Consider the following 21,314-nt stretch of genomic DNA (forward strand, 5'->3'; position numbering starts at 1 on the left):
TCCGGCACCGCCCGTCGCCGCGCATCCCCACGCCTGCAGGCCAGAACGCAAAGGGGCCGGGGGCGTCAGCCCCCGGCCCCCGGTCGCCTTGGCGCAGCCAAGGCGAAACCAGACCCCCGCGCCTCAGGCCAGCCGGCTGATCACCACCGTGACCTCGGGGCGCTTTCCGATCTCGTTCTCGACGGTGCGCCGCGCGATGATCTTGAGATCCTTTTCCAGAAGGTCGTCATCGGTCAGCACCTTGTCCTCGGCCCGGTTCAGGAAAGTGCCCAGCTTTTCCTCGACCGCCTCGACCAGCGACACGCCGCCCGGCGCGGTTTCGGGCAGGCCCGAGAGATCCACCCAAGGGTCACCCATCGGTTCGTCATCCTCGTCCAGGATCAGCGACACGGTGACATGCCCGTTCAGCGCCATGCGGATGCGGTCGCGCACCACCCCGTCCAGCGCGCCGATCTGCACGCGGCCGTCCAGGTAGGTGCGGCCCGTCTCGACGAACTCGGCCACCCGGGGCTGATCGCCGGTCAGGTCCAGCATCGTGCCATTGGGCGCCAGCATCGCCGGAAGCCCGTTCTCGGCTGCCAGCTTGACATGTTCGCGCAGGTGGCGGTGTTCGCCATGCATGGGCACCACGACGCCCGGTTTCATCAGCATGTGGATCGTCGCAAGATCGGGCCGGTTCGCGTGCCCGGACACGTGATAGAGGTCGGCGCTGTCATCGACCACGTCCACGCCCATTTCCGAAAGCGCGTTGACCACGCGCAGCACGTCGCGTTCGTTGCCGGGGATGGTCTTGGACGAGAACAGGAACAGGTCGCCCTCTTTCAGCTCCAGCCCCATGTACTTGCCCCGCGACAGCTGGCCCGAGGCCGCGCGGCGTTCGCCCTGGCTGCCGGTGACGATCAGCATCAGGTTGCCACGCGGCAGGTCGGCGGCCTGTTCGGGGGTGACGGTGCGCGGGAAATCGGTCAGCACGCCCGATTCGACGCCCGCCTCGACCATGCGGCGCATCGCGCGCCCCATCAGGCAGACCGAGCGGCCCGCATCGACGCCCGCCTCGGCCAGCGTCTTTACCCGCGCGATGTTCGAGGCGAAGGTGGTGGCCACCACCATCTGGGGCGCGCGTTCCACCAGTTGCCGGATCGCCGGGCCCAGCGTCGCCTCGGACCGGCCCGGGTTGGGCGAGAAGACGTTGGTGGAATCGCAGGTCAGCACCTTGACGCCGGGTTTCGCCACCTCGGCCCAGAGGCCACGGTCGAAGGGTTCGCCCACCAGCGGCGTCGGGTCCAGCTTGAAATCGCCGGTATGCACCACCCGGCCTGCGGGCGTGTCGATCACCATGGCCGAGCTTTCGGGAATGGAGTGCGAGACCGGCAGGAACGCCACCTCGAAGGGGCCCGCCTTGACCTTGTTCGGCCAGGGCTCGACCACCTTGACGTTCGACGGGTCCTGGCCCTGTTCCTCCATCTTGCGGGCGGCGTGGTTGGCGGTGAAGGGGCGCGCGTAGACCGGCGCGCGCAGCCGCGACCACAGGTGGCCCACCGCGCCCACGTGATCCTCGTGGGCATGGGTGATGAAGATCGCCTCCAGCCGGTCGCGGCGTTCCTCGAGCCAGGAGATATCGGCAAAGATCAGGTCGACGCCGGGCGTGGTATCCATGTTGGGGAAGGTCACGCCGAGATCGACCAGGATCAGCTTTTCCTTGCCGGGCGCGCCGTAGCCGTAGACATAGGCGTTCATCCCGATTTCCCCGGCGCCGCCGAGGGGGAGGTAGATCAGTCTGTCCTTGCTGCTGCTCATGCTGCGCCGTTTTCCTTGTTATAGGCGTGGATCACGGTCAGGCCGTGCATCGTCAAATCGTCCTCGATGGTGTCGAACAGCACATCGCCCGTGGCGAAGAGAGGTGCAAGCCCCCCGGTGCCGATGATGCGCATGGGCGCCTCGTACTCGGCGCGGATGCGCGCGCAGATCTCGCGCACGAGGCCGACATAACCCCAGAACACGCCCGATTGCATGCAGGCCACCGTGTTGGTGCCGATCACAGCCTGCGGTTTGGTCACGTCGACATGGGGCAGCGCCGCGGCCGCCATGTGCAGGGCCTCCAGCGACAGGTTCACGCCGGGCGCGATCACGCCCCCCACATAGGCGCCGTCATGGGCCACCACGTCGAAGGTGGTGGCCGTTCCGAAATCGACCACGATCAGGTCGCCGCCGTGCCGGTCATAGGCGCCGGCCGAGTTCACCAGCCGGTCGGGGCCGACATTGGTTCCGGCATCCACGCGCGCGGGGTGCGGCAGCAGGCATTCGGGTTTGCCCACCACGATGGGCCGGGTGTTGAAATAACGGTCGGCGAAGACGCGCAGGTTGAACACGACGCGCGGCACCGTGGACGAGATGATGACATCGGTGATCCGCGCCTCGATCCGGTGATGGGCGATCAGCGTCGCGAACCAGGTGAAATACTGGTCGGCGGTGCGGGTGTGTTCGGTGGCGGTGCGCAGCGTGCACAGGAACCGTTCGCCGTCCCAGATCGAGAAGACGGTATTGGTGTTGCCGCAGTCGATGCACAGAAGCATGGGCGCCGCCCTTCAGAAGAACACGTCGGCCGCGGCGATGGTGCGCCGCCCGCCGGGCGTCTCTAGAACAAGCTGGCCGTCCTCGTCCACCGTGACGAAGGTGCCGGTGACGGTCTCGGTGCCGGTGCGGGCGGTGATCGTTTCGCCCAGGCGCGCGGCGCGGTCCAGCCAGGCGGCGCGCAGGGGGCCGAAGCCGTTGGCGCGGAAGAACGCGTCCTGGTGGGCCATGTGTTCGGCCAGGAAGGCCAGGAATTCCAGCGGGTCGACCGGTTCGCCGATGACCTCGGCCAGCGTGACGGGCGGGGCGGCGCCCGGCTCCAGCGCGACCGCCGCGGGCGCGGTGTTCAGGTTGACGCCGATCCCGATGGACAGCCGCTGGACCGCCTGGGTGTTGCCCTCGGATTCCAGCAGGATGCCCGCCAGCTTGCCCCCCGAAAGCAGCACGTCGTTCGGCCATTTCAGCGCGACGGCGTCGCGGTCGTCCACATAGGCCAGGAGCGTGGCGTAAAGCGCGTAGGAGGCGACGAAGGAATAAAGCGCGGCCTGCGCCGGTGTGCAGCCCGGATCGAAACTGAGCGTGGCGGACAGGTTGCCCTCGGGCGCGGCCCAGGCGCGGCCGCGCCGGCCCACCGCCGCCGTCTGGCGGCGGGCGGCGATCCAGGTGGGGCGCGATAGCGGCGCGCGGCGGCGCGCCTCGGCCATGGTGCTGTCGACCACGTCGAGCAGGATCAGGTCGTGCCCGGCCGGCCAGTGCCAGCCGCCCTGCCCCGCGCCTGCCTCAGTTGACAAGGGTTTCCGCCGCGGTCAGCGCCAGCCCCTCGACCCCGAAGAGGTTGATGACACCCGCCACCATCGCGAAGGCCGAGATCATCAGCATCCCCCACAGCACCGGGGGCATCGCGCCATCCAGCCGGGCGTCGCCCTCTTCGCCGAAATACATGTAGAAGACGATGCGCAGGTAGTAGAACGCGCCCACCACCGAGGCGACGACGCCGGCCACCGCCAGCCAGACCAGCCCCGCATCGACCGCCGCGCGCACCACGTAGAACTTGCCGAAGAAGCCCACCAGCGGCGGCACGCCCGCCAGGCTGAACAACAGCACCAGCATCGCCAGCGCCTTCAAGGGTTCGCGCGCAGCATACATGTTCAGGCTGCGGATATCGGTGACGGGCTGGCCGTCCTTTTCCATAGACAGGATGAAGGCGAAGGTGCCGACGCTCATGGTGACGTAGATCGCCATGTAGATCAGCATCGCCTGCACGCCCAGTTGCGTGCCCGCCGCCAGCCCCATCAGCGCGTAACCCATGTGCGCGATCGAGGAATAGGCCATCAGCCGCTTGATGTTGCGCTGGCCGATCGCGGCCACCGCGCCCAGCGCCATCGACAACAGCGAGAGAACCGCGACCACCTGGCCCCAGTCGCCCGGCACCGCGCCGAAGGCGTCGTGCAGGACGCGCGCGAACAGGCCCATCGCCGCCATCTTGGGCGCCGAGGCGAAGAAGGCGGTGACCGGCGTCGGCGCGCCCTCGTAGACATCGGGCGTCCACATGTGGAACGGCACCGCCGAGACCTTGAAGGCGAGGCCGGTGATCATGAAGACCAGACCGATCAGCAGGCCGATCGACATCTCGCCCTCGCCCAGCGTCGACAGGATGCCCGAGAACAGCGTGGTGCCCGCATAACCATAGGTCAGCGACGCGCCATAGAGCAGAAGGCCCGAGGACAGCGCGCCGAGCACGAAGTATTTCAGCCCCGCCTCGGTCGCCTTGACGCTGTCGCGGCGGATCGCGGCGACGACGTAAAGCGCCAGCGATTGCAGCTCCAGCCCCATGTAGAGCGTCATCAGGTCATGGGCCGAGACCATGAGCATCATGCCCACGACCGACAGCGCCACCAGCACCGGGAATTCGAACAGCAGGGTCTTTTGCCGGCGCATGTAGTCCTTGCTCATCAGCAGGACGGCGCCGGCCGAGACCAGGATCACCACCTTGGCGAAGCGGGCGAACCCGTCATCGACGATGGCCCCGCCAAAGGCCGTGCGCGCCTCGCCCGCGGTCAGGCCGGTCCAGGCGGCCAGCGCGAAGAACAGCGCCGCGGTGGTCCAGACCAGGACCGGGGCGGCCTTGTCCTTGCCGGTATAGACGGCCGCCAGGAGCGCGCCCATCGCGTAAACCGCGAGGACGATCTCGGGCAGGACCACGGAAAGATCGGCAGAAATCATCGCGTTCCCCTCAGTTCTGCGCGAGCCGCGTCGCGGCCTCGGCCTCGATCAGCGCGGTGTTGTAGTTCGACAAAAGCGCCTCGACCGAGGGCCCGACGATGTCGGTCACCAGCGCCGGGTAGACGCCCAACAGGACGGTCATCGCCACCAGCGGCGCGAAGATCGCGCGTTCGCGCAGGTTCATGTCCTTGATCGCGCGCAAGCTTTCCTTGATCAGGTCGCCGAACACCACCCGCCGGTACAGCCACAGCGCATAGCCCGCCGACAGGATCACCCCGGTGCAGGCCACCGCAGCGACCCAGGTGTTCACCTGGAACACGCCCGCCAGCGTCAGGAATTCGCCGATGAACCCGGATGTGCCCGGCAGGCCGACATTGGCCAGCGTGAACAGCATGAACACGAAGGCATAGGCGGGCATGCGGTTCACGAGGCCACCATAGGCGTCGATCTCGCGGGTGTGCATCCGGTCGTAGATCACGCCGACGCACAGGAACAGCGCGCCCGAGATGAAGCCGTGCGACAGCATCTGGAAGATCGCGCCATCGAGCCCCTGCTGGTTCGCCGCGAAGATGCCCATGGTGACGAAGCCCATATGCGCCACCGATGAATAGGCGATCAGCTTTTTCATGTCGGATTGCGCCAGCGCCACCAGCGAGGTGTAGACGATGGCGATGGCCGAAAGCCAGAACACCATGGGCGCCCAGATGTCGGACGCCACCGGGAACATCGGCAAGCTGAAGCGCAGGAAGCCGTAGCCGCCCATCTTCAAGAGGATCGCGGCCAGCACGACCGATCCGGCGGTCGGCGCCTGGACGTGCGCGTCGGGCAGCCAGGTATGCACCGGCCACATCGGCATCTTGACCGCGAAGCTGGCGAAGAAGGCCAGCCACAGGAAGGTCTGCATGCCGCCGACGATGGTCTTGCCGCCGATCACGATATCGCCCGCGCTGAACTGATGCGTCAGCAGCGTGGGAATGTCGGTGGTGCCGGCGTCCACATACATCGCCACCATGGCCACCAGCATCAGCACCGAGCCGAGGAAGGTGTAGAGGAAGAACTTGAACGTGGCGTAGATGCGTTCCTTGCCGCCCCAGATGCCGATGATCAGGAACATCGGGATCAGCCCGCCCTCGAAGAACAGGTAGAACAGCACCATGTCGAGCGCGCAGAACACCCCCAGCATCAGCGTTTCCAGCACGAGAAACGCGATCATGTATTCCTTGACGCGGTGGGTGACGTTCCAGCAGGCCGCGATGGTCAGCGGCATCAGGAACGTGGTCAGCATCACGAACAGCACCGAGATGCCGTCGACCCCCATCTTGTATTTCAGGCCCAGAAGCCAGTCGCGTTCCTCGACGAACTGGAAGCCGGGATCCGAGGCATCGAAGCCGAACAGCACGAAAAGCGAGATTAGGAAGGTCGCGGTGGTGGCGATCAGGGCCAGCCACTTGGCGTTCTTCTGCGCGGCCTCGTCCTCGCCCCGCAGGCCGATCCCGAGGATCAGCGCGGCGATCAGCGGGGTGAAGGTGATGATGGAAAGCAGGTTGTCCATTATTCCGCCCCCCCGGTCAGCATCATCCAGGTGATCAGAACGGCGATGCCGATCACCATCGCGAAGGCATAGTGATACAGGTATCCCGACTGCAGCCGGCCCGCGACGCGGGTGAAGAACGGCACGATCCCCATCGAGACCCCGTTCACCGCGCCGTCGATCACGCTGCCGTCGCCCCCCTTCCACAGCGCGCGGCCGATATTCTTGGCCGGGTTCACGAAGATCGCGTCGTAAAGCTCGTCGAAATACCACTTGTTCAGCAGGAACAGGTAGACGGGACGGAAGGTTTTGGCCGTCTGGCCGGGCAGTTCCGGGGCGCGGATGTAGAACAGGTAGGCGGTGCCCAGGCCCAGCAGCATCGCCAGGAACGGCGCGGCCTTGACCCATTTCGGCGCGTGGTGCGCCGCGTCCATGACGTGGTTGTCGGGCGCCATGTAAAGCGCGCCCTCGCCGGGCAGCGGGTAGGACATGGCCGCGCCATGGGCCGCGTCCTCGCCATGGCCCGCCGCTTCGCCGTGGCCGGCGTCCGCCGCCACCTCGTGCACGGGGATGCCGTAGAAGCGGTTCACCTGGTCGTGGTCGCCGAAGAAGCTGCCATGCCAGACCATGCCCGCCAGCACCGCGCCCACGCTGAGCACGCCCAGCGGGATCAGCATCACCCTTGGGCTTTCATGGGCGTGCTCATGGGTGTGCTTGTCGCCGCGCGGCGTGCCCCAGAAGGTCATGAACATCAGCCGCCAGGAATAGAAACTGGTCATGGCGGCCGCGATCACCAGCGCCCAGAACGGCCAGGTGGCCCCGGCCCCCCAGGCGCTTTCGATGATGGCGTCCTTGGACAGGAAACCGGCGAAACCGATATAGGTCAGCGGAATCCCCACCCCGGTGATCGCCAGCGTGCCGATCAGCATGGCGTAGAAGGTATAGGGGATCTTGTCCCTCAGCCCGCCATAGTTCCGCATGTCCTGTTCGTGGTGCATGGCGTGGATCACGCTGCCCGCGCCGAGGAACAGCAGCGCCTTGAAGAAGGCATGCGTCAGCAGGTGGAACATCGCCGCCGAGTAGACGCCGACGCCCGCGGCCACGAACATGTAGCCCAGCTGCGAACAGGTCGAATAGGCGATCACCCGCTTGATGTCGTTCTGCACCAGGCCCACGGTCGCGGCGAAGAACGCCGTCGCGGTGCCCAGCACCACGATCATGGTCTTGGCGTCGGGCGCGAATTCCATGACCGGCGACATCCGGCAGATCAGGAACACCCCCGCCGTCACCATGGTCGCGGCGTGGATCAGCGCCGAGACGGGCGTCGGACCCTCCATCGCGTCGGGCAGCCAGGTGTGCAGGAACAGCTGCGCCGACTTGCCCATCGCGCCGATGAACAAGAGCACGCCCACCACGTTCGCCGCGTTCCAGGTGCCGTTGAGGAAGGTCAGGTCGGTCTCGCCGATCACGGGCGCCGCGGCGAAGATGTCGTCGAAGCGCACGGAATCGACCAGAAAGAACAGCGCAAAGATGCCCAGGAGGAAGCCGAAATCGCCCACCCGGTTGACGATGAACGCCTTGATCGCGGCGGCGTTCGCGGACGGCTTGCGGTAATAGAACCCGATCAGCAGGTAGGAGGCGACGCCCACGCCTTCCCAGCCGAAGAACAGCTGGACGATGTTGTCGGCGGTCACCAGCGCCAGCATGGTGAAGGTGAAGAACGAGAGATAGGCGAAGAAGCGGGGCTTGTAGCTTTCGCCCTCGCGCCAGTTCTCGTCATGGGCCATGTAGCCGAAGCTGTAGAGATGGACGAAGGCCGAGACGGTCGTCACCACGATCAGCATGATCGCGGTCAGCCGGTCGACGCGAATTGCCCAGTCGGCCACCATCGACCCGCTTTCGATCCAGCGGAAGATCTCGACCTGGCGCATCTCGCCGTCAAAGCCCAGGAACACCACCCAGGAGAACAGGCAGGACAGGAAGACCAGCGCCGTGGTGGTCCACATCGCGGCCTTTTCGCCGAGGACCCGCCAGCCGAAGCCGCAGAGGATGGCGCCGATCAGGGGTGCGAAGAGGATGATCTTTTCCATGTGCCCCTAGCCCTTCATCACGTTGACGTCGTCCACCGCGATGGACCCGCGGTTGCGGAAGAAACAGACGAGGATCGCAAGGCCGATGGCGGCCTCGGCGGCGGCGACGGTGAGGACGAACATGGTGAACACCTGCCCGACCAGGTCGCCCAGATGAGCCGAGAAGGCGACAAGGTTGATGTTGACCGACAAGAGCATCAGTTCGATCGACATCAGGATGACGATCACGTTCTTGCGGTTCACGAAGATCCCGAAGATGGCGATGACGAAAAGCGCTGCGGCCACCGTCAGGTAATGTTCAAGTCCGATCATTCCGTCCCTCCGGGCGCACCCGCCCGCCTGTCGTTGCGTTCCGCGGTCAGAGGCCCTGCCCCGGTTTCACGTCCTTCAGTTCCATCGCCTTGGCCGGGTCGCGATACATCTGCGCCAGCACGTTCTGGCGCTTGACGTCGGGCCGGTAGCGCAGCGTCAGCACGATGGCGCCGATCATCGCGACCAGCAGGATCAGCCCCGCGGCCTGGAACAGGTGGATGTAGTCGTCGTAGATCAGGTTCCCCAGCGCCCGGGTGTTGTGCACCTGGGCCGGGTCGGGGGTGGGCGCGCCGCGCAACTGGGCCGCGCCATCGGCCGATTGCCAGACCCCGAAGACCATCACCAGCTGCGCCAGGAACACCGCCCCGATCAGCCCCGCAATGGGGAAATAGGCGGCCATCTTGGCCTTCAGCTCGCTGAAATCGACATCGAGCATCATCACGACGAACAGGAACAGCACCGCGACTGCGCCCACGTAGACGATCACCAGCAGCATCGCCACGAATTCCGCGCCCAGCAGCACGAACAGGCCCGCCGAGGACAGGAAGGCCAGGATCAGCCACAGCACCGAATGCACCGGGTTGCGCGCCAGCACGACGAACAGCCCCGAGGCCACCGTCACCGCGGCAAAGCAGTAGAATGCGAAATCCGCGACGCTCATCCGCCGTCCTCCTCACCCGTCTTTTCGTCGAACACCGATTGCGCCAGTTCCAGCGCGCGGCTCATCGCGGGGATGCCGCCCAGCATGGACATCTGGTAGATCACTTCGGCGATCTCGCGTTCGCTGGCGCCGGCCTCCAGCGCGTGGCGCACGGTCAGCTTGAACTGCGCATCGGCCTGCGCGCCCAGCACCGTCAGCCCCGCCAGCACCACCAGAAGCCGCGTCTTGGCGTCCAGCCCTTCGGGGTTGAAGGTGTTGCCCCACATCATCTCCATGAAGTCCTTGGGCATGGTCGGCATCAGCTTGTCGAAGCCATGCACCTGGAAGCTCTCCAAGGCGGGATTGAAGGACTTGGCCATCTTGTGGCTTTGCTCCAGCATCTGCTGGAAGAGTTTCTCGTATCCGCTCATCACGAATTCTCCCCGAGATGTTCTACGCGGAGGTCCAAGTCGGATACTGTGCCCTCTAAGCTGCTAAGCTTTGCTCGCAAATCTCGTATCTCATTCAAAGCTTCCTCTAGGCGCAACTCGAGGTCAGACACCTCAGAACTCACGTTGAGGATGTCGTTTTCCAGCTTCTTTTGTGCTATGTCCCACGTCATCGGTAGGGCGCGTCCAGTTCCAGGTTGCGGGCGATCTCGGCCTCCCAGCGTTCGCCGTTCTCAAGCAGTTTCCGCTTGTCGTAGAACAGTTCCTCGCGGGTTTCGGTGGCGAATTCGAAATTCGGGCCCTCGACGATGGCATCCACGGGGCAGGCCTCCTGGCAGAAGCCGCAATAGATGCATTTCGTCATGTCGATGTCATAGCGCGTGGTCCGGCGCGAGCCGTCCTCGCGCGGTTCGGCGTCGATGGTGATGGCCTGGGCGGGGCAGATCGCCTCGCACAGCTTGCAGGCGATGCAGCGTTCCTCGCCATTGGGATAGCGGCGCAGCGCGTGTTCGCCGCGGAACCGGGGCGACAGCGGCCCCTTTTCATGCGGGTAGTTCACCGTGGCCTTGGGCGCGAGGAAGTATTTCATCCCCAGCCGGAAGCCTTCGAGGAAATCCATCAGCAGGAAGTATTTCCCGGCGCGTTTCCAATCCATGGTGGTCATCGGACGGACTCCTTTTCGGGACGGGGCGACGGATGCGGGGGGCCGATGCGGTCTTGTTCGCTTGCGGTCATGTCATTCCTCGCATTCGGACGTGACGGCCTTGACCCGTTCGGTCATCTCGGCGCCCTGGGCGGGCATCGCGAAGGGGGCCGCCCAGTTTTCCAGGTTTTCGCACAGCGCGCTCTTGCTGTCCTCGGCGCAGGCCGCATCGCCCAGCGCCGCGCAGGTTTCGGCGCGTACCATGTGCAGCGTGGCGTACATGTAACGGGTGTCGCCATATTCCGCGCGGACGAATTCCAGAAGGCGCTCGACCTCGTTGCGCGCGGCCAGATTGCCAAGCTGTGGAACGGCGAGCCGGACGAACACCTCCCAGCGCGCGCCGGCCACGGTCAGGTCGCCATCCGGGTTTTCGAGTGGCGCGGCCTGATCGGACATCATGAACGCGCTGAAGCTGCGAAGCGCACAGATGAAATCGCCGTTCTCGGCACATTCCATGGCCTTGGCGTCAGGGTTCGCCGGTTGCGCCGCGGCCGTGCCGGCGATGCCCCCAAGCCCCAGAAACAGGGCGGCGAGAAGGGAATATCGCATGGCTCAGCCCCCCACGGCCCAGCGGGCATAGGCGCCGCCGAACAGTTCGAATTGCGCGAAGAACGCCACGATGACGACCCAGGCCAGGCTCATCGGCAGGAACACCTTCCAGCCCAGGCGCATCAGCTGGTCATAGCGGTAGCGGGGCACGATGGCCTTGACCATGGCGAAGAGGAAGAAGAACACCCCCATCTTGGCCACCATCCACAGCGCCCCGTCGGGCAGGCCCGGGATGGGCGACAGCCAGCCGCCGAAGAACAAAAGCGTCATCAGCGCGCACATCAGGAAGATGGCGATGTATTCGCCCGCCATGAACAGCAGGAACGGCGTCGAGGAATATTCCACCTGGTAGCCCGCCACGAGTTCCGATTCCGCCTCGGGAAGGTCGAAGGGCGGGCGGTTGGTCTCGGCCAGGGCCGAGATGAAGAACAGGAACACCATCGGCAGGTGCGGCAGCCAGTACCACGAGAACAGGCCGAACCGGCCGTCCTGCGCGTGGACGATGTCACCGAAATTCAGCGAGCCGGTCGACAGGATCACGCCCACGATGATGAGGCCGATGGACACCTCGTAGGAGATCATCTGCGCCGCCGAGCGCAGGCTGCCCAGGAAGGCGTATTTCGAGTTCGACGCCCAGCCGCCCATGATGACGCCGTAGACCTCGAGCGAGGAAATCGCGAAGACATAGAGGATCGCCACGTTCAGGTCGGCCAGCACCAGCCGGTCGGAGAACGGGATGACCGCCCAGGCGATCATCGCCATGACGAAGGAAATCATCGGCGCCAGCAGGAAGACCGGACGGTCGACACCGGCGGGAATGACGACCTCTTTGACCACGTATTTCAACGCGTCGGCCACCGTCTGCAGCAGGCCGAACACGCCCACCACGTTCGGCCCCTTGCGCATCTGCACCGCGGCCCAGATCTTGCGGTCGCCATAGACGAGGAACAGCAGCGAGATCATCACGAAGGCGATCACCATCAGCCCCTGCGCCATGATCGTCAGCGCCACCCCGAACCCGGTATCCAGAAAATCCGCCATCTCGTCCCTATCGTTCCTCAGACCGTCGGTATGCCCTGCCCGGCGCAATCGGCCACGACGACTTCGGCGTCGATGGTCCGGATGCCCTCGGGCAGGATCGCAGACATGGTATAGACGGCATCGGCCTTGACGATGCCGCCGCGTTCCTGGCCCAGCTGCGTGCGCACGTGGCGCAGAAAGCCGTAGCCCCGGCCCAGCGCGTAATTCGCCGCCGCGCAACGCGCATAGGCCTGCACCGCCTCGGGGCCGTCGGGGTGCTTCATGCGGACGACCATGTTCACCAGGTCGTCGCTGAGCACCGCCGCCTCGGCGCCCAGGTAGGCGGGCGCGCGGTCGGCGCCCGGCAGGGTCGGCGCACAGCCGCCCGCCCCGGCCATAAGGCCCAGCGCGAGAAGCGGCGCGATAGGGTGGCGGACCCGCTGCATCGGCCTATTCCGCGGCCATGGCGCCGGTCCGGCGCGCCTTGGCCAGGGCCGAGAGTTCGGCCATCAGCTTGGAGGCGCGCGCGATCGGGTTGGTCAGGTAGAAATCCCGGACCGGGCTGTCGAAGGCGCCGGTGCCCAGCGGCCCCTCGGGCAGCGCGTCCCAGGCGTTTTCCGGCACCTCGTCGATCAGGGCCAGGTGCGGGGCGGCCTTGACCAGGCGCTGGCGCAGCTGAACGAGCGTGTCATAGGGCAACGTGGCGCCGATCTCGGCGGAAAGGGCACGCAGGATCGCCCAGTTCTCCTTGGCCTCGCCCGGCGGGAAACCGGCGCGAAGCGCCAGTTGCGGGCGGCCTTCGGTGTTGACGAACAGGCCCTGTTCCTCGGGATAGGCCGCGCCCGGCAGGATCACGTCGGCGCGGTGCGCGCCGCGGTCGCCATGGCTGCCCTGGTAGATCACGAAGGGACCCGGCGCGATGTCGATCTCATCGGCGCCGAGGTTGTAGACCACGTCGGCGCCGTTCAGCAGGTCGGCCACGCCGTTCGGGCCGACGCAGCCCGCATCCATCGCGCCGACGCGCGCGGCGGCCGTGTGCAGCACCAGCATCCCGCCGCCGGTGCGTTCGGAGAGCAGCATCGCCGCAGCCAGCACCGCCGCGCCATCGTCCCCGGTCAGCGCACCCTGCCCGACGATGACCAGCGCGTTTTCCTGCGTCTCGGCCCCGTCGACGAGCGCCTTGAGCGCGGCGCGGTCGGTGCCGTGTTCGACCACGTCGAAGGTCAGGTCCGATGGCGGGCCGACGCGGTGCACGGTGGCGCCGTGCAGCCAGGCCTTGCGCAGGCGGGCGTTCAGAACGGGCGCCTCGGCGCGCGGGTCGGTGCCCACCAGGTAGATCGTGCGGGCGTGGTCGATATCCTCGATCGCGGCATTGCCGACATAGGCGGACCGGTTGCCCGCGGGCAGTTTCGCGCCGTCGGTGCGGCATTCGACATGGCCGCCCTGCCCCTCGACCAGTTCCCTGAGCGCGAAGGCGGGTTCGACGGGCACCAGGTCGCCCACCAGACCGGCCAGCTTCTTCGCGCCCTTGATGGCGGTCGCGGCGGCGGCCAGCGCCTCGGGCCAGGAGGCCGCGCGCAGCTTGCCGTTCTCGCGGATGTAGGGTTTGTCGAGGCGTTGCCGGCGCAGCCCGTCCCACACGAAACGGGTCTTGTCGGAGATCCATTCCTCGTTCACGCCGTCATGGTTGCGCGGCAGGATGCGCATCACCTCGCGGCCCTTGGTGTCGATGCGGATGTTCGACCCCAGCGCGTCCATCACGTCGATCGTCTCGGTCTTGGTCAGTTCCCAGGGCCGGGCGGTGAAGGCATAGGGTTTCGAGGTCAGCGCGCCCACCGGGCAGAGGTCGATGATGTTGCCCTGCAATTCGGAATCGAGCGTCTGGCCGAGGTAGGAGGTGATCTCGGCATCCTCGCCGCGGCCGGTCTGGCCGAGTTCCGGCATCCCCGCCACCTCGGTGATGAAGCGCACGCAGCGGGTGCAGGAGATGCAGCGGGTCATGCAGGTGCCCACCAGCGGGCCCAGGTCCGGGTCCTCGACGGCGCGCTTGGGTTCGCGGTAGCGGCTGAAGTCCACGCCGTAAGCCATTGCCTGGTCTTGCAGATCGCATTCCCCGCCCTGGTCGCAGATGGGGCAGTCGAGGGGGTGGTTGATGAGCAGGAACTCCATCACCCCTTCGCGGGCCTTCTTGACCATTGGGGAGTTCGTCCGGACCACAGGCGGCTGGCCCTCGGGGCCGGGGCGCAGGTCGCGCACCTGCATCGCGCAGGAGGCCGCCGGTTTCGGCGGGCCGCCGACGATTTCCACCAGGCACATCCGGCAATTGCCCGCGATGGACAGCCGTTCATGGTAGCAGAAGCGCGGGATCTCGATCCCCGCCACCTCGCAGGCCTGCAGCACCGTCATCGCGGGGTCGACCTCGATCTCGTGCTCGTCGATGATGATCTTGCGTAGCTCTGCCATGCCCTTGCCTTGTCACCTGTCCTGCGGTGCGCCCAGGCGCCCCGTCCGGTTCCGAATGCCGCGGCCCGAGCCTGTCCGGCCCGGCGCCCCGCGGGATCGCCTGTCGTTGTCGCCCCGCGGCCCCATCCCTACCTCGCCTTCAACAGAACGCCGATCTGGCTGTTCCGGTCGATTTCGGTCAGGCCGACGGGGCAATAGCTGGCCCCGTCCTTCAGCGTCACGCCCCGCGCCACCAGCCAGGCGCGGGCGGCGTCCTCGACGCGCGTCTTCTCGGCCTTGTCGGTGACGAAGGCCTCGATCTCGTCGTCGGAATAGCCCGCCTCATTGGCGGCCTGCTTGAGGTCGCGCATGAAGCCATAGGCGCGCAGGAAACGCGGCTCGATGCGGTCGCAGTTCCGGCGGATCATGTTCGCGATGGCGATGACCGTCAGGCCCTGGTTGATCTGCGCATGTTCGGACAGCGGCGGCCGGGCCTGGGCGGCAGCGGCGGTGCCGGCGGCAAGACCCGTGGCAAGGACGGCGGACAGGACAAGACGCATGGCGCGGACCTCTCTGCGGATGGCGGGAACGGCGGCGCGCGCGCCCCGTCCCGCCCCGAAGATGGGGCCGCGGGGTGCCGCTATGCAATAACAGCCCCCCCCGGCCCGGGATATGCGCCCCGTCCCGATCACTCGGCCGCCACCGCGCTGATCTTGCCGGTCTTGCGGGCCTTGATGCGGTCCTCGATCTCGTCGCGGAAATGCCGGATCAGGCCCTGGATCGGCCAGGCGGCGGCATCGCCCAAGGCACAGATCGTGTGGCCCTCGACCTGTTTCGACACGTCGAACAGCATGTCGATCTCTTCCACCTCGGCCTCGCCGCGGACGAGGCGTTCCATCACCCGCATCATCCAGCCGGTGCCCTCGCGGCAGGGGGTGCACTGGCCGCAGCTTTCATGCTTGTAGAACTTGGCCAGGCGCCAGATCGCCTTGATGACGTCGGTCGACTGGTCCATCACGATCACCGCCGCGGTGCCCAGCCCCGATTGCTGTTCGCGCAGCCAGTCGAAATCCATGATCGCCTCGTCGCAGAGGCTGGCGGGCAAGAGCGGCACGGACGAGCCGCCCGGGATCACCGCCTTGAGGTTGTCCCAGCCGCCGCGCACGCCGCCGCAATGCAGATCCAGCAGCTCGCGCAGGCTGATCGACATGCTTTCCTCGACCACGCAGGGGTTGTTCACATGGCCCGAGATCGCGAACAGCTTGGTGCCCGCGTTGTTCGGCCGGCCGAAACTGGCGAACCAGTCGCCGCCGCGGCGCAGGATGGTGGGCACGACGGCGATGGATTCGACGTTGTTCACCGTGGTCGGACAGCCGTACAGGCCGGACCCCGCCGGGAAGGGCGGCTTCATCCGGGGCATGCCCTTCTTGCCCTCGAGGCTTTCCAGAAGCGCGGTTTCCTCGCCGCAGATATAGGCGCCGGCACCGTGCGAGACGTAAAGGTCGAAATCCCAGCCGGATTTCGCGGCGTTCTTGCCCAGAAGACCCGCGTCATAGGCCTCGTCGATGGCGGCCTGCAGGGCCTCGCGCTCGCGGATGTATTCGCCGCGGATGTAGATGTAACAGGCATGGGCCTGCATCGCGAAACTGGCGATCAGCGCCCCCTCGATCAGCGTGTGGGGGTCGTGGCGCATGATCTCGCGGTCCTTGCAGGTGCCCGGCTCGGATTCATCCGCGTTGATCACCAGGTAGTGCGGCCTCCCGTCGCTTTCCTTCGGCATGAAGGACCATTTAAGACCGGTGGGGAAACCCGCGCCGCCACGGCCGCGAAGACCGGATTTCTTCATCTCGTCGATGATCCAGTCGCGGCCCTTGGCGATGAGTGCCGCCGTGCCGTCCCAATGCCCCCGGGCGCGCGCGCCGGAGAGGGTGCGGTCATACATCCCGTAGAGATTGGTGAAGATGCGGTCCTGGTCGGTCAGCATGCCTTATCCCCGTTGGTTCCGGCCCGAAAGCCGAAGCGTTCCTGTCGCGCCCCGCGCCGTGGCGCGGGAGGCGTGCCCGGCCTGATGCGCCGGATGTTGGGGGCCATCGGGCAGGTGTCCCTGCCCCTGGCCCCGTGCCGCCGGGGAGGCGACCGGCGGGCGGTGCCCGCGGCGGGGTCGGTCCACCGTCATGGACCCCATCCCGCGCCGCGCCGCGCGCCGTCGTCGATCACCCCACCCGTCACGGTCACCTCGTCAGGCTTCGCCCTCGCTGGCCCGCTTCGAGAACTCGGTCTCGCCGCCGGCGGCCAGGATCTTGGCCTGGGCAACCCAGTCGTCACGGCTGACGCGGCCCTTGAAGCCTTCCAGGTGCTCGTCCACCCACGCGACCTCGTCCGCGGTCCAGGCCGAGATCTGGTCGTAGTGGTAGAAGCCCAGCTCGTTGCACAGCTTTTCAAGCTTGGGTCCGACGCCCTTGATCAGCTTGAGGTCGTCGGCACCGCCCGCGCGGGGACCCGACAGCGCCACGGGGCGCTTGCCCACCTCGGCGGCGGCCGGCGCAGGCGCCGGGGCCGGCTTCGGAGCGGGCGCGGGCGCGGGTTTCGGCGCCGGTTTGGCGGCGGCGGGCTTGGGCGCCGATTTCGGCACGGTGGGCGCCACCTTGGGGCCGCCCGGCTTTTCGGCGGTCTTGATTTCCTTGGCCGCGTTGGCCTCGAGATAGGGCTTGCGGGCGGCCTCTGCCTCCCGACGCGCCTGGGCCTCTGCCTTGAACTCGGCATCGGTCTTGCAGAAGTTCATGGTCAGCACGAGCCCGGCCACGATGCCGACACCGGCACCGCCGATGAAGGACCCCAGCGCCCACAGCCCGATCAGGTTGCCGAAGGCCACCACGGTCAGGCCGATCACGGCGGCGATCGCCCACCAGAAGATCGCGCATTTGAACTTTGCTTCACTGCGAGAAATGTTCATCTCTTGTCTCCGCTCCGACGGTTATTCGTCCGACGCCATTTGTAACGCGTCCGCCGCCCTATGTCTTGACCTCTTCCGCCGCAGGTCCCGCGCGCCGCCAGGGCGTCAGAAGCGGCACCTCGGTGCCGTCGATCCGCTTGACCGTGTCGCCGATCGTGGTGGCCAGTTCGACCGAGGCGTTCTGCGCCAGTTTCGCACCGCCCTGCCCGGTCAGGCTGGTCGCGCCGCCCTTGGGTTCCGAGGCGAAACGGCCGTTCTGCGGCCCCGGGGTCGGCACCCGGCCCGCGGCCAGTTCGTCGAGGATCCAGCCCAGCCGCTCGGCGGTGAGATCCTCGTAGTAATCCTTGCCGATCTGCGCCATCGGCGCGTTGGAACAGGCGCCCAGGCATTCGACCTCTTCCCAGCTGAACTTGCCATCAGGGGACAGCGTGAAGGGCTGGGTGGCGATCTTGTCCTTGCAGACCGCGATCAGGTCCTCGGCGCCGCAGATCAGGCAGGACGTCGTGCCGCAGATCTGCACATGGGCCACCGAGCCAACCGGGGCCAGCTGGAACATGAAATAGAACGTCGCCACCTCGAGCGCGCGGATATGCGCCATGCCCAGCATGTCGGCCACGTATTCGATGGCCGGCCGGGTCAGCCAGCCCTCCTGCTCCTGGGCACGCCACAGCAGCGGGATGATGGCGCTGGCCTGGCGGCCGGGCGGATATTTGCCGATCTGGGCCTCGGCCCACGCCCGGTTCTCGGGCGTGAACGCGAAGCTGTCGGGTTGGTCGTGGTGCAGACGTCTTTGCATTACTTGGCACAGTCTCCCGAAATGAGCCGGATCCCGGCCCGGTCGCCGGTCTGGTCCTCGATCTCGCCGCGGGCACGCAGCGCGGCGGCGATCTCTTCCAGCTTGGCCTCGTCGAAGCCGGTGGCGGTTTCCACGGCGGCGGCCCGGGCCGCGCTGTCGACGAGACAGCCGACATCGACCATCGCGCGGCGCAGCGCGTCGAGATCGGACTGGCCGACCTCGGCGAAGGCCGCCCATGGCGCCAGCGCGCCGGCAAGGCCCAGCGCCGTCGCGGCGCGGGCGGTTATGGGACGCGGGCCGCTCACCGGTCGATTTCCCCGAACACCACGTCCATCGTGCCGATGATCGCGGCCACGTCGGCCAGCTGGTGGCCGCGGGTGATGTGGTCCATCGCCTGCAGGTGCAGGAAACCCGGCGCGCGCAGCTTGGCGCGGTAGGGCTTGTTGGTGCCATCGGCCACCAGGTAGACGCCGAATTCGCCCTTGGGCGCCTCGACCGCGGCGTAGACCTCGCCCTCGGGAACGTGGAAGCCCTCGGTATACAGCTTGAAATGGTGGATCAGCGCTTCCATCGAGGTTTTCATGTCGCCCCGCGTGGGCGGCGCGATCTTGCCCCGGTTCAGCACATCGCCCTTTTCGCGGCGCAGCTTTTCGCAGCACTGGCGGATGATGTGGGTGGACTGGCGCATCTCTTCCATGCGGACGAGGTAGCGGTCGTAACAGTCACCGTTCTTGCCCACGGGGATCTGGAACTCGAACTCGTCATAGCATTCATAGGGCTGCGACCGGCGCAAATCCCAGGCCAGGCCCGAGCCGCGCACCATCACCCCCGAAAAGCCCCATTCGAGGATTTCCTCTTCGGTGACGACACCGATATCGGCGTTGCGCTGCTTGAAGATGCGGTTTTCCGTCAGCAGGCCGTCGATGTCGTCGATCACCGCGGGGAATTCCACCGCCCAGCGGTCGATATCCTCGATCAACTCGTCGGGCAGGTCCTGGTGCACGCCGCCGGGCCGGAAATAGGCCGCGTGCAGGCGCGCACCGCAGGCCCGCTCGTAGAAGATCATCAGCTTTTCGCGCTCTTCGAAGCCCCAGAGCGGCGGCGTCAGCGCGCCCACGTCCATCGCCTGCGTGGTGACGTTCAGCAGGTGGTTCAGCACCCGGCCGATTTCGGAATACAGAACCCGGATCAGCTGTGCCCGGCGCGGCACCTCGGTTTTCGTCAGCTTCTCGATGGCCAGGCACCAGGCATGTTCCTGGTTCATCGGGGCCACGTAATCGAGCCGGTCGAAATAGGGCAGGTTCTGCAGGTAGGTACGGCTTTCCATCAGCTTTTCGGTGCCGCGGTGCAGCAGGCCGATATGCGGGTCGGCGCGTTCGACGATCTCGCCGTCCAGCTCCAGCACCAGGCGCAGAACGCCATGCGCCGCAGGGTGTTGCGGACCGAAGTTGATGTTGAAGTTGCGGATGCTCTGTTCGCCTGTCCGCGCGTCGTGAAAGGCGTTGTCCTTCATCGTCACACCCCCACCCGATGCGATTGCCAGACGGCGGGCACCCGGCCCAGCCGTTCGGCGACGAAATCGTATTGCGGCGCCAGCCATTCGGCCGCCGCGCGGCGCTGGTCGCGACTCATCGGGACCGGCACGCCGGCATGGACGCGCACCCCGAATTCGGCCTGCACCGGGCGAATGCCGAGAAAGCCGCACAGCCGGTCGACCGAGGATTGCGAGAACAGCTCTTCGTAATAGGACAGGCACAGCCGGGTCGGGTCGACCGCCGACCACAGCCGGGTCAGCACCGCCCGGTAATCGCCGCGCTCGGCGATATGCGCCTCGTCGCCCGCGAGCACCCGCGCCAGGATGCGGCCGGCGCGCGGCCCGATCGCCTCGCCCGGGTTGGCGCGGCGGCGCGCGATCATGCGCACATGGCTCCACAGCCGTTCGACCGGGTCGCGCAGCAGGTAGACGAAGCGCACGTCAGACGCCATCGCGGCCATCCGTTTCAAACGCCCCACCGGCAGCAAGGAATAGGCAGGGGTTATGTCCGCGACGAGACGGCGTTTGCCGAGACCGTCCGACAGGTAGCCGAGATAGGCCGCCTCGGTCCCGGTGGCCAGCGCCGCCGACCAGTCGGCCATGTCCTTCAGCCGCCGGGCGCGCGCCTCGGCCCGCGCACGGTTCGAGGGGACCGGGCGCGCGGCGAGAAGGGCCCGCTCTGCGTCGAGCTCCTCTCTCGCGCGCGCCGTGCGACCCTCCTCCAGGGTATCGAAGTAATGCAGCTCCTTGATCGAGCGCAGGTGGCACTGGGGGTGGCCGGCCAGGTAGGCATGCAGCCAGCTGGTGCCCGCCTTGGTGGCGCCGACGCCGAACAGAAGGGTTGCCTCGTCCGTCATGGTCATCCCCCGGCCCCGCGGGACTTGTCGTCGCCGGGCAGGATGTAATCGGCACCCTCCCACGGGCTCATGAAGTCGAACTGGCGGTATTCCTGGGTCAGCTTGACGGGTTCGTAGACCACGCGTTTCTGCGCCTCGGAATAGCGCACCTCGGTATAGCCGGTGGTCGGGAAATCCTTGCGCAGCGGGTGCCCGCGAAAGCCGTAATCGGTCAGGATGCGGCGCAGGTCGGGATGGCCCGAGAAGAGGATGCCGAACATGTCGAACACCTCGCGCTCGAACCAGTTGGCCGAGGGGTGGACCGACACGATGGACGGGATCATCTCGTCCTCGCGGACGGCGCATTTCACGCGGATGCGCTGGTTCTGGTACATCGACAGGAAGTGGTAGACCACGTCGAAGCGCGCCTCGCGCTCGGGGTAGTCGACGGCGGTGATGTCGACCAGCGACGAGAACCGGCAGGTGGCATCCGTGCGCAGGAAGTCGGTCAGCCCGACGATCGAACTGGGCGCGGCGATCACGTTCAGCTCGTGATGGGCCACCTCCCACGAGATCACGCAATCCGGCCGGCGTGCCTCGATATGTGCCCCGAGTTCCCTCAGCGCCTCGTTCATCACAGGTTCCTCCCTTGGCACCGCGCCGCG

General features: G+C 66.8%; 21 protein-coding genes and 1 pseudogene. All 22 read right to left on the minus strand.

What is annotated here, in order from left to right; translation table 11 throughout:
- Nucleotides 1-123: 123 nt before the first annotated feature.
- The 22 genes and pseudogenes from EV662_RS03930 to EV662_RS04040 all read right to left on the minus strand — a co-directional run bounded on the left by EV662_RS03930 (nucleotide 124) and on the right by EV662_RS04040 (nucleotide 21,284).
- The gene (locus EV662_RS03930; protein WP_132460842.1) at nucleotides 124-1,797 is read right to left on the minus strand and encodes a ribonuclease J; all 1,674 of its coding nucleotides are present in this window, start codon (nucleotides 1,795-1,797) and stop codon (nucleotides 124-126) included.
- Complete coding sequence (locus tag EV662_RS03935) at nucleotides 1,794-2,573, minus strand: type III pantothenate kinase (protein WP_132460843.1); 780 nt, start codon at nucleotides 2,571-2,573, stop codon at nucleotides 1,794-1,796. Before EV662_RS03935 ends, EV662_RS03930 begins: the two co-directional genes overlap by 4 nt.
- Nucleotides 2,574-2,585: 12 nt before the next feature.
- Complete coding sequence (locus tag EV662_RS03940) at nucleotides 2,586-3,362, minus strand: biotin--[acetyl-CoA-carboxylase] ligase (RefSeq protein WP_132460844.1); 777 nt, start codon at nucleotides 3,360-3,362, stop codon at nucleotides 2,586-2,588.
- Complete coding sequence (nuoN, locus tag EV662_RS03945; protein WP_132460845.1) at nucleotides 3,352-4,794, minus strand: NADH-quinone oxidoreductase subunit NuoN; 1,443 nt, start codon at nucleotides 4,792-4,794, stop codon at nucleotides 3,352-3,354. The genes EV662_RS03940 and nuoN overlap by 11 nt, the downstream gene beginning before the upstream one ends.
- Before the next feature lie 10 nt (nucleotides 4,795-4,804).
- Complete coding sequence (locus EV662_RS03950; protein WP_132460846.1) at nucleotides 4,805-6,346, minus strand: NADH-quinone oxidoreductase subunit M; 1,542 nt, start codon at nucleotides 6,344-6,346, stop codon at nucleotides 4,805-4,807.
- On the minus strand, nucleotides 6,346-8,415 hold the full coding sequence (gene nuoL / locus EV662_RS03955; RefSeq protein WP_132460847.1) for an NADH-quinone oxidoreductase subunit L: 2,070 nt from the start codon (nucleotides 8,413-8,415) through the stop codon (nucleotides 6,346-6,348). Before nuoL ends, EV662_RS03950 begins: the two co-directional genes overlap by 1 nt.
- Nucleotides 8,416-8,421: 6 nt before the next feature.
- A complete protein-coding gene (gene nuoK, locus EV662_RS03960; protein ID WP_132460848.1) occupies nucleotides 8,422-8,727 on the minus strand; it encodes an NADH-quinone oxidoreductase subunit NuoK in 306 nt (101 codons plus the stop codon).
- 46 nt (nucleotides 8,728-8,773) lie between these two features.
- Nucleotides 8,774-9,388: an NADH-quinone oxidoreductase subunit J gene (locus tag EV662_RS03965; protein ID WP_132460849.1), complete on the minus strand. Its 615-nt coding sequence runs from the start codon at nucleotides 9,386-9,388 to the stop codon at nucleotides 8,774-8,776.
- Entirely contained in the window at nucleotides 9,385-9,801 is a 417-nt protein-coding gene (locus EV662_RS03970; protein ID WP_207903587.1) for a carboxymuconolactone decarboxylase family protein, read from the minus strand. The genes EV662_RS03965 and EV662_RS03970 overlap by 4 nt, the downstream gene beginning before the upstream one ends.
- 184 nt (nucleotides 9,802-9,985) lie before the next feature.
- Nucleotides 9,986-10,480 (minus strand): NADH-quinone oxidoreductase subunit NuoI, encoded by a 495-nt coding sequence (gene nuoI, locus EV662_RS03975; RefSeq protein ID WP_132460851.1) that lies wholly within the window; start codon nucleotides 10,478-10,480, stop codon nucleotides 9,986-9,988.
- 72 nt (nucleotides 10,481-10,552) lie between these two features.
- The gene (locus EV662_RS03980; RefSeq protein ID WP_132460852.1) at nucleotides 10,553-11,068 is read right to left on the minus strand and encodes a hypothetical protein; all 516 of its coding nucleotides are present in this window, start codon (nucleotides 11,066-11,068) and stop codon (nucleotides 10,553-10,555) included.
- 3 nt (nucleotides 11,069-11,071) lie between these two features.
- Nucleotides 11,072-12,109, minus strand: a complete 1,038-nt coding sequence (gene nuoH / locus EV662_RS03985) for an NADH-quinone oxidoreductase subunit NuoH (protein WP_132460853.1) — start codon at nucleotides 12,107-12,109, stop codon at nucleotides 11,072-11,074.
- A gap of 17 nt (nucleotides 12,110-12,126) precedes the next feature.
- Nucleotides 12,127-12,534, minus strand: coding sequence for a hypothetical protein (locus EV662_RS03990; RefSeq protein WP_132460854.1), 408 nt, complete (start codon nucleotides 12,532-12,534; stop codon nucleotides 12,127-12,129).
- A 4-nt stretch (nucleotides 12,535-12,538) separates the two neighbouring features.
- Nucleotides 12,539-14,551 carry an NADH-quinone oxidoreductase subunit NuoG gene (nuoG, locus tag EV662_RS03995; RefSeq protein WP_132460855.1) on the minus strand — a complete coding sequence of 671 codons (2,013 nt, stop codon included), beginning with the start codon at nucleotides 14,549-14,551 and terminating at the stop codon, nucleotides 12,539-12,541.
- Nucleotides 14,552-14,679: 128 nt separating this feature from the next.
- Nucleotides 14,680-15,090, minus strand: a complete 411-nt coding sequence (locus EV662_RS04000; protein ID WP_132460856.1) for a DUF5333 domain-containing protein — start codon at nucleotides 15,088-15,090, stop codon at nucleotides 14,680-14,682.
- Between the two features lie 128 nt (nucleotides 15,091-15,218).
- Nucleotides 15,219-16,514, minus strand: coding sequence for an NADH-quinone oxidoreductase subunit NuoF (gene nuoF, locus EV662_RS04005; RefSeq protein ID WP_132460857.1), 1,296 nt, complete (start codon nucleotides 16,512-16,514; stop codon nucleotides 15,219-15,221).
- Nucleotides 16,515-16,769: 255 nt separating this feature from the next.
- A complete protein-coding gene (locus EV662_RS19435) occupies nucleotides 16,770-17,483 on the minus strand; it encodes an NADH:ubiquinone oxidoreductase (protein WP_165915511.1) in 714 nt (237 codons plus the stop codon).
- Between the two features lie 73 nt (nucleotides 17,484-17,556).
- Nucleotides 17,557-18,279 (minus strand): annotated as a pseudogene (gene nuoE / locus EV662_RS04020) (NADH-quinone oxidoreductase subunit NuoE); the annotation flags it as partial.
- Nucleotides 18,279-18,584, minus strand: coding sequence for a hypothetical protein (locus EV662_RS04025; protein WP_132460859.1), 306 nt, complete (start codon nucleotides 18,582-18,584; stop codon nucleotides 18,279-18,281). The pseudogene nuoE and the gene EV662_RS04025, both read right to left, overlap by 1 nt.
- Nucleotides 18,581-19,792: an NADH-quinone oxidoreductase subunit D gene (locus tag EV662_RS04030; protein WP_132460860.1), complete on the minus strand. Its 1,212-nt coding sequence runs from the start codon at nucleotides 19,790-19,792 to the stop codon at nucleotides 18,581-18,583. The genes EV662_RS04025 and EV662_RS04030 overlap by 4 nt, the downstream gene beginning before the upstream one ends.
- A 2-nt stretch (nucleotides 19,793-19,794) precedes the next feature.
- Nucleotides 19,795-20,670, minus strand: coding sequence for a sulfotransferase (locus tag EV662_RS04035; RefSeq protein ID WP_165915513.1), 876 nt, complete (start codon nucleotides 20,668-20,670; stop codon nucleotides 19,795-19,797).
- Between the two features lie 2 nt (nucleotides 20,671-20,672).
- Nucleotides 20,673-21,284 (minus strand): NADH-quinone oxidoreductase subunit C, encoded by a 612-nt coding sequence (locus EV662_RS04040; RefSeq protein WP_132460862.1) that lies wholly within the window; start codon nucleotides 21,282-21,284, stop codon nucleotides 20,673-20,675.
- Between the last annotated feature and the right edge of the window lie 30 nt (nucleotides 21,285-21,314).

The organism is Rhodovulum marinum (assembly GCF_004343075.1).
Taxonomy (GTDB): Bacteria; Pseudomonadota; Alphaproteobacteria; order Rhodobacterales; family Rhodobacteraceae; genus Rhodovulum; species Rhodovulum marinum.

Bases quoted from the DNA above. Each gene is read 5' to 3' on its own strand.
- EV662_RS04040 (WP_132460862.1), bottom strand. From the start codon at position 21,284: ATGAACGAGGCGCTGAGGGAACTCGGGGCACATATCGAGGCACGCCGG.
- EV662_RS04030 (WP_132460860.1), bottom strand. From the start codon at position 19,792: ATGAAGGACAACGCCTTTCACGACGCGCGGACAGGCGAACAGAGCATC.
- EV662_RS19435 (WP_165915511.1), bottom strand. From the start codon at position 17,483: ATGAACATTTCTCGCAGTGAAGCAAAGTTCAAATGCGCGATCTTCTGG.
- nuoF (WP_132460857.1), bottom strand. From the start codon at position 16,514: ATGCTGACCGACCAGGACCGCATCTTCACCAATCTCTACGGGATGTAT.
- EV662_RS04035 (WP_165915513.1), bottom strand. From the start codon at position 20,670: ATGACGGACGAGGCAACCCTTCTGTTCGGCGTCGGCGCCACCAAGGCG.
- nuoL (WP_132460847.1), bottom strand. From the start codon at position 8,415: ATGGAAAAGATCATCCTCTTCGCACCCCTGATCGGCGCCATCCTCTGC.
- EV662_RS03980 (WP_132460852.1), bottom strand. From the start codon at position 11,068: ATGCGATATTCCCTTCTCGCCGCCCTGTTTCTGGGGCTTGGGGGCATC.
- EV662_RS04000 (WP_132460856.1), bottom strand. From the start codon at position 15,090: ATGCGTCTTGTCCTGTCCGCCGTCCTTGCCACGGGTCTTGCCGCCGGC.
- EV662_RS03965 (WP_132460849.1), bottom strand. From the start codon at position 9,388: ATGAGCGTCGCGGATTTCGCATTCTACTGCTTTGCCGCGGTGACGGTG.
- EV662_RS03935 (WP_132460843.1), bottom strand. From the start codon at position 2,573: ATGCTTCTGTGCATCGACTGCGGCAACACCAATACCGTCTTCTCGATC.
- nuoK (WP_132460848.1), bottom strand. From the start codon at position 8,727: ATGATCGGACTTGAACATTACCTGACGGTGGCCGCAGCGCTTTTCGTC.
- nuoN (WP_132460845.1), bottom strand. From the start codon at position 4,794: ATGATTTCTGCCGATCTTTCCGTGGTCCTGCCCGAGATCGTCCTCGCG.
- EV662_RS03950 (WP_132460846.1), bottom strand. From the start codon at position 6,346: ATGGACAACCTGCTTTCCATCATCACCTTCACCCCGCTGATCGCCGCG.
- nuoI (WP_132460851.1), bottom strand. From the start codon at position 10,480: ATGACCACCATGGATTGGAAACGCGCCGGGAAATACTTCCTGCTGATG.
- nuoH (WP_132460853.1), bottom strand. From the start codon at position 12,109: ATGGCGGATTTTCTGGATACCGGGTTCGGGGTGGCGCTGACGATCATG.
- EV662_RS03990 (WP_132460854.1), bottom strand. From the start codon at position 12,534: ATGCAGCGGGTCCGCCACCCTATCGCGCCGCTTCTCGCGCTGGGCCTT.
- nuoG (WP_132460855.1), bottom strand. From the start codon at position 14,551: ATGGCAGAGCTACGCAAGATCATCATCGACGAGCACGAGATCGAGGTC.
- EV662_RS03930 (WP_132460842.1), bottom strand. From the start codon at position 1,797: ATGAGCAGCAGCAAGGACAGACTGATCTACCTCCCCCTCGGCGGCGCC.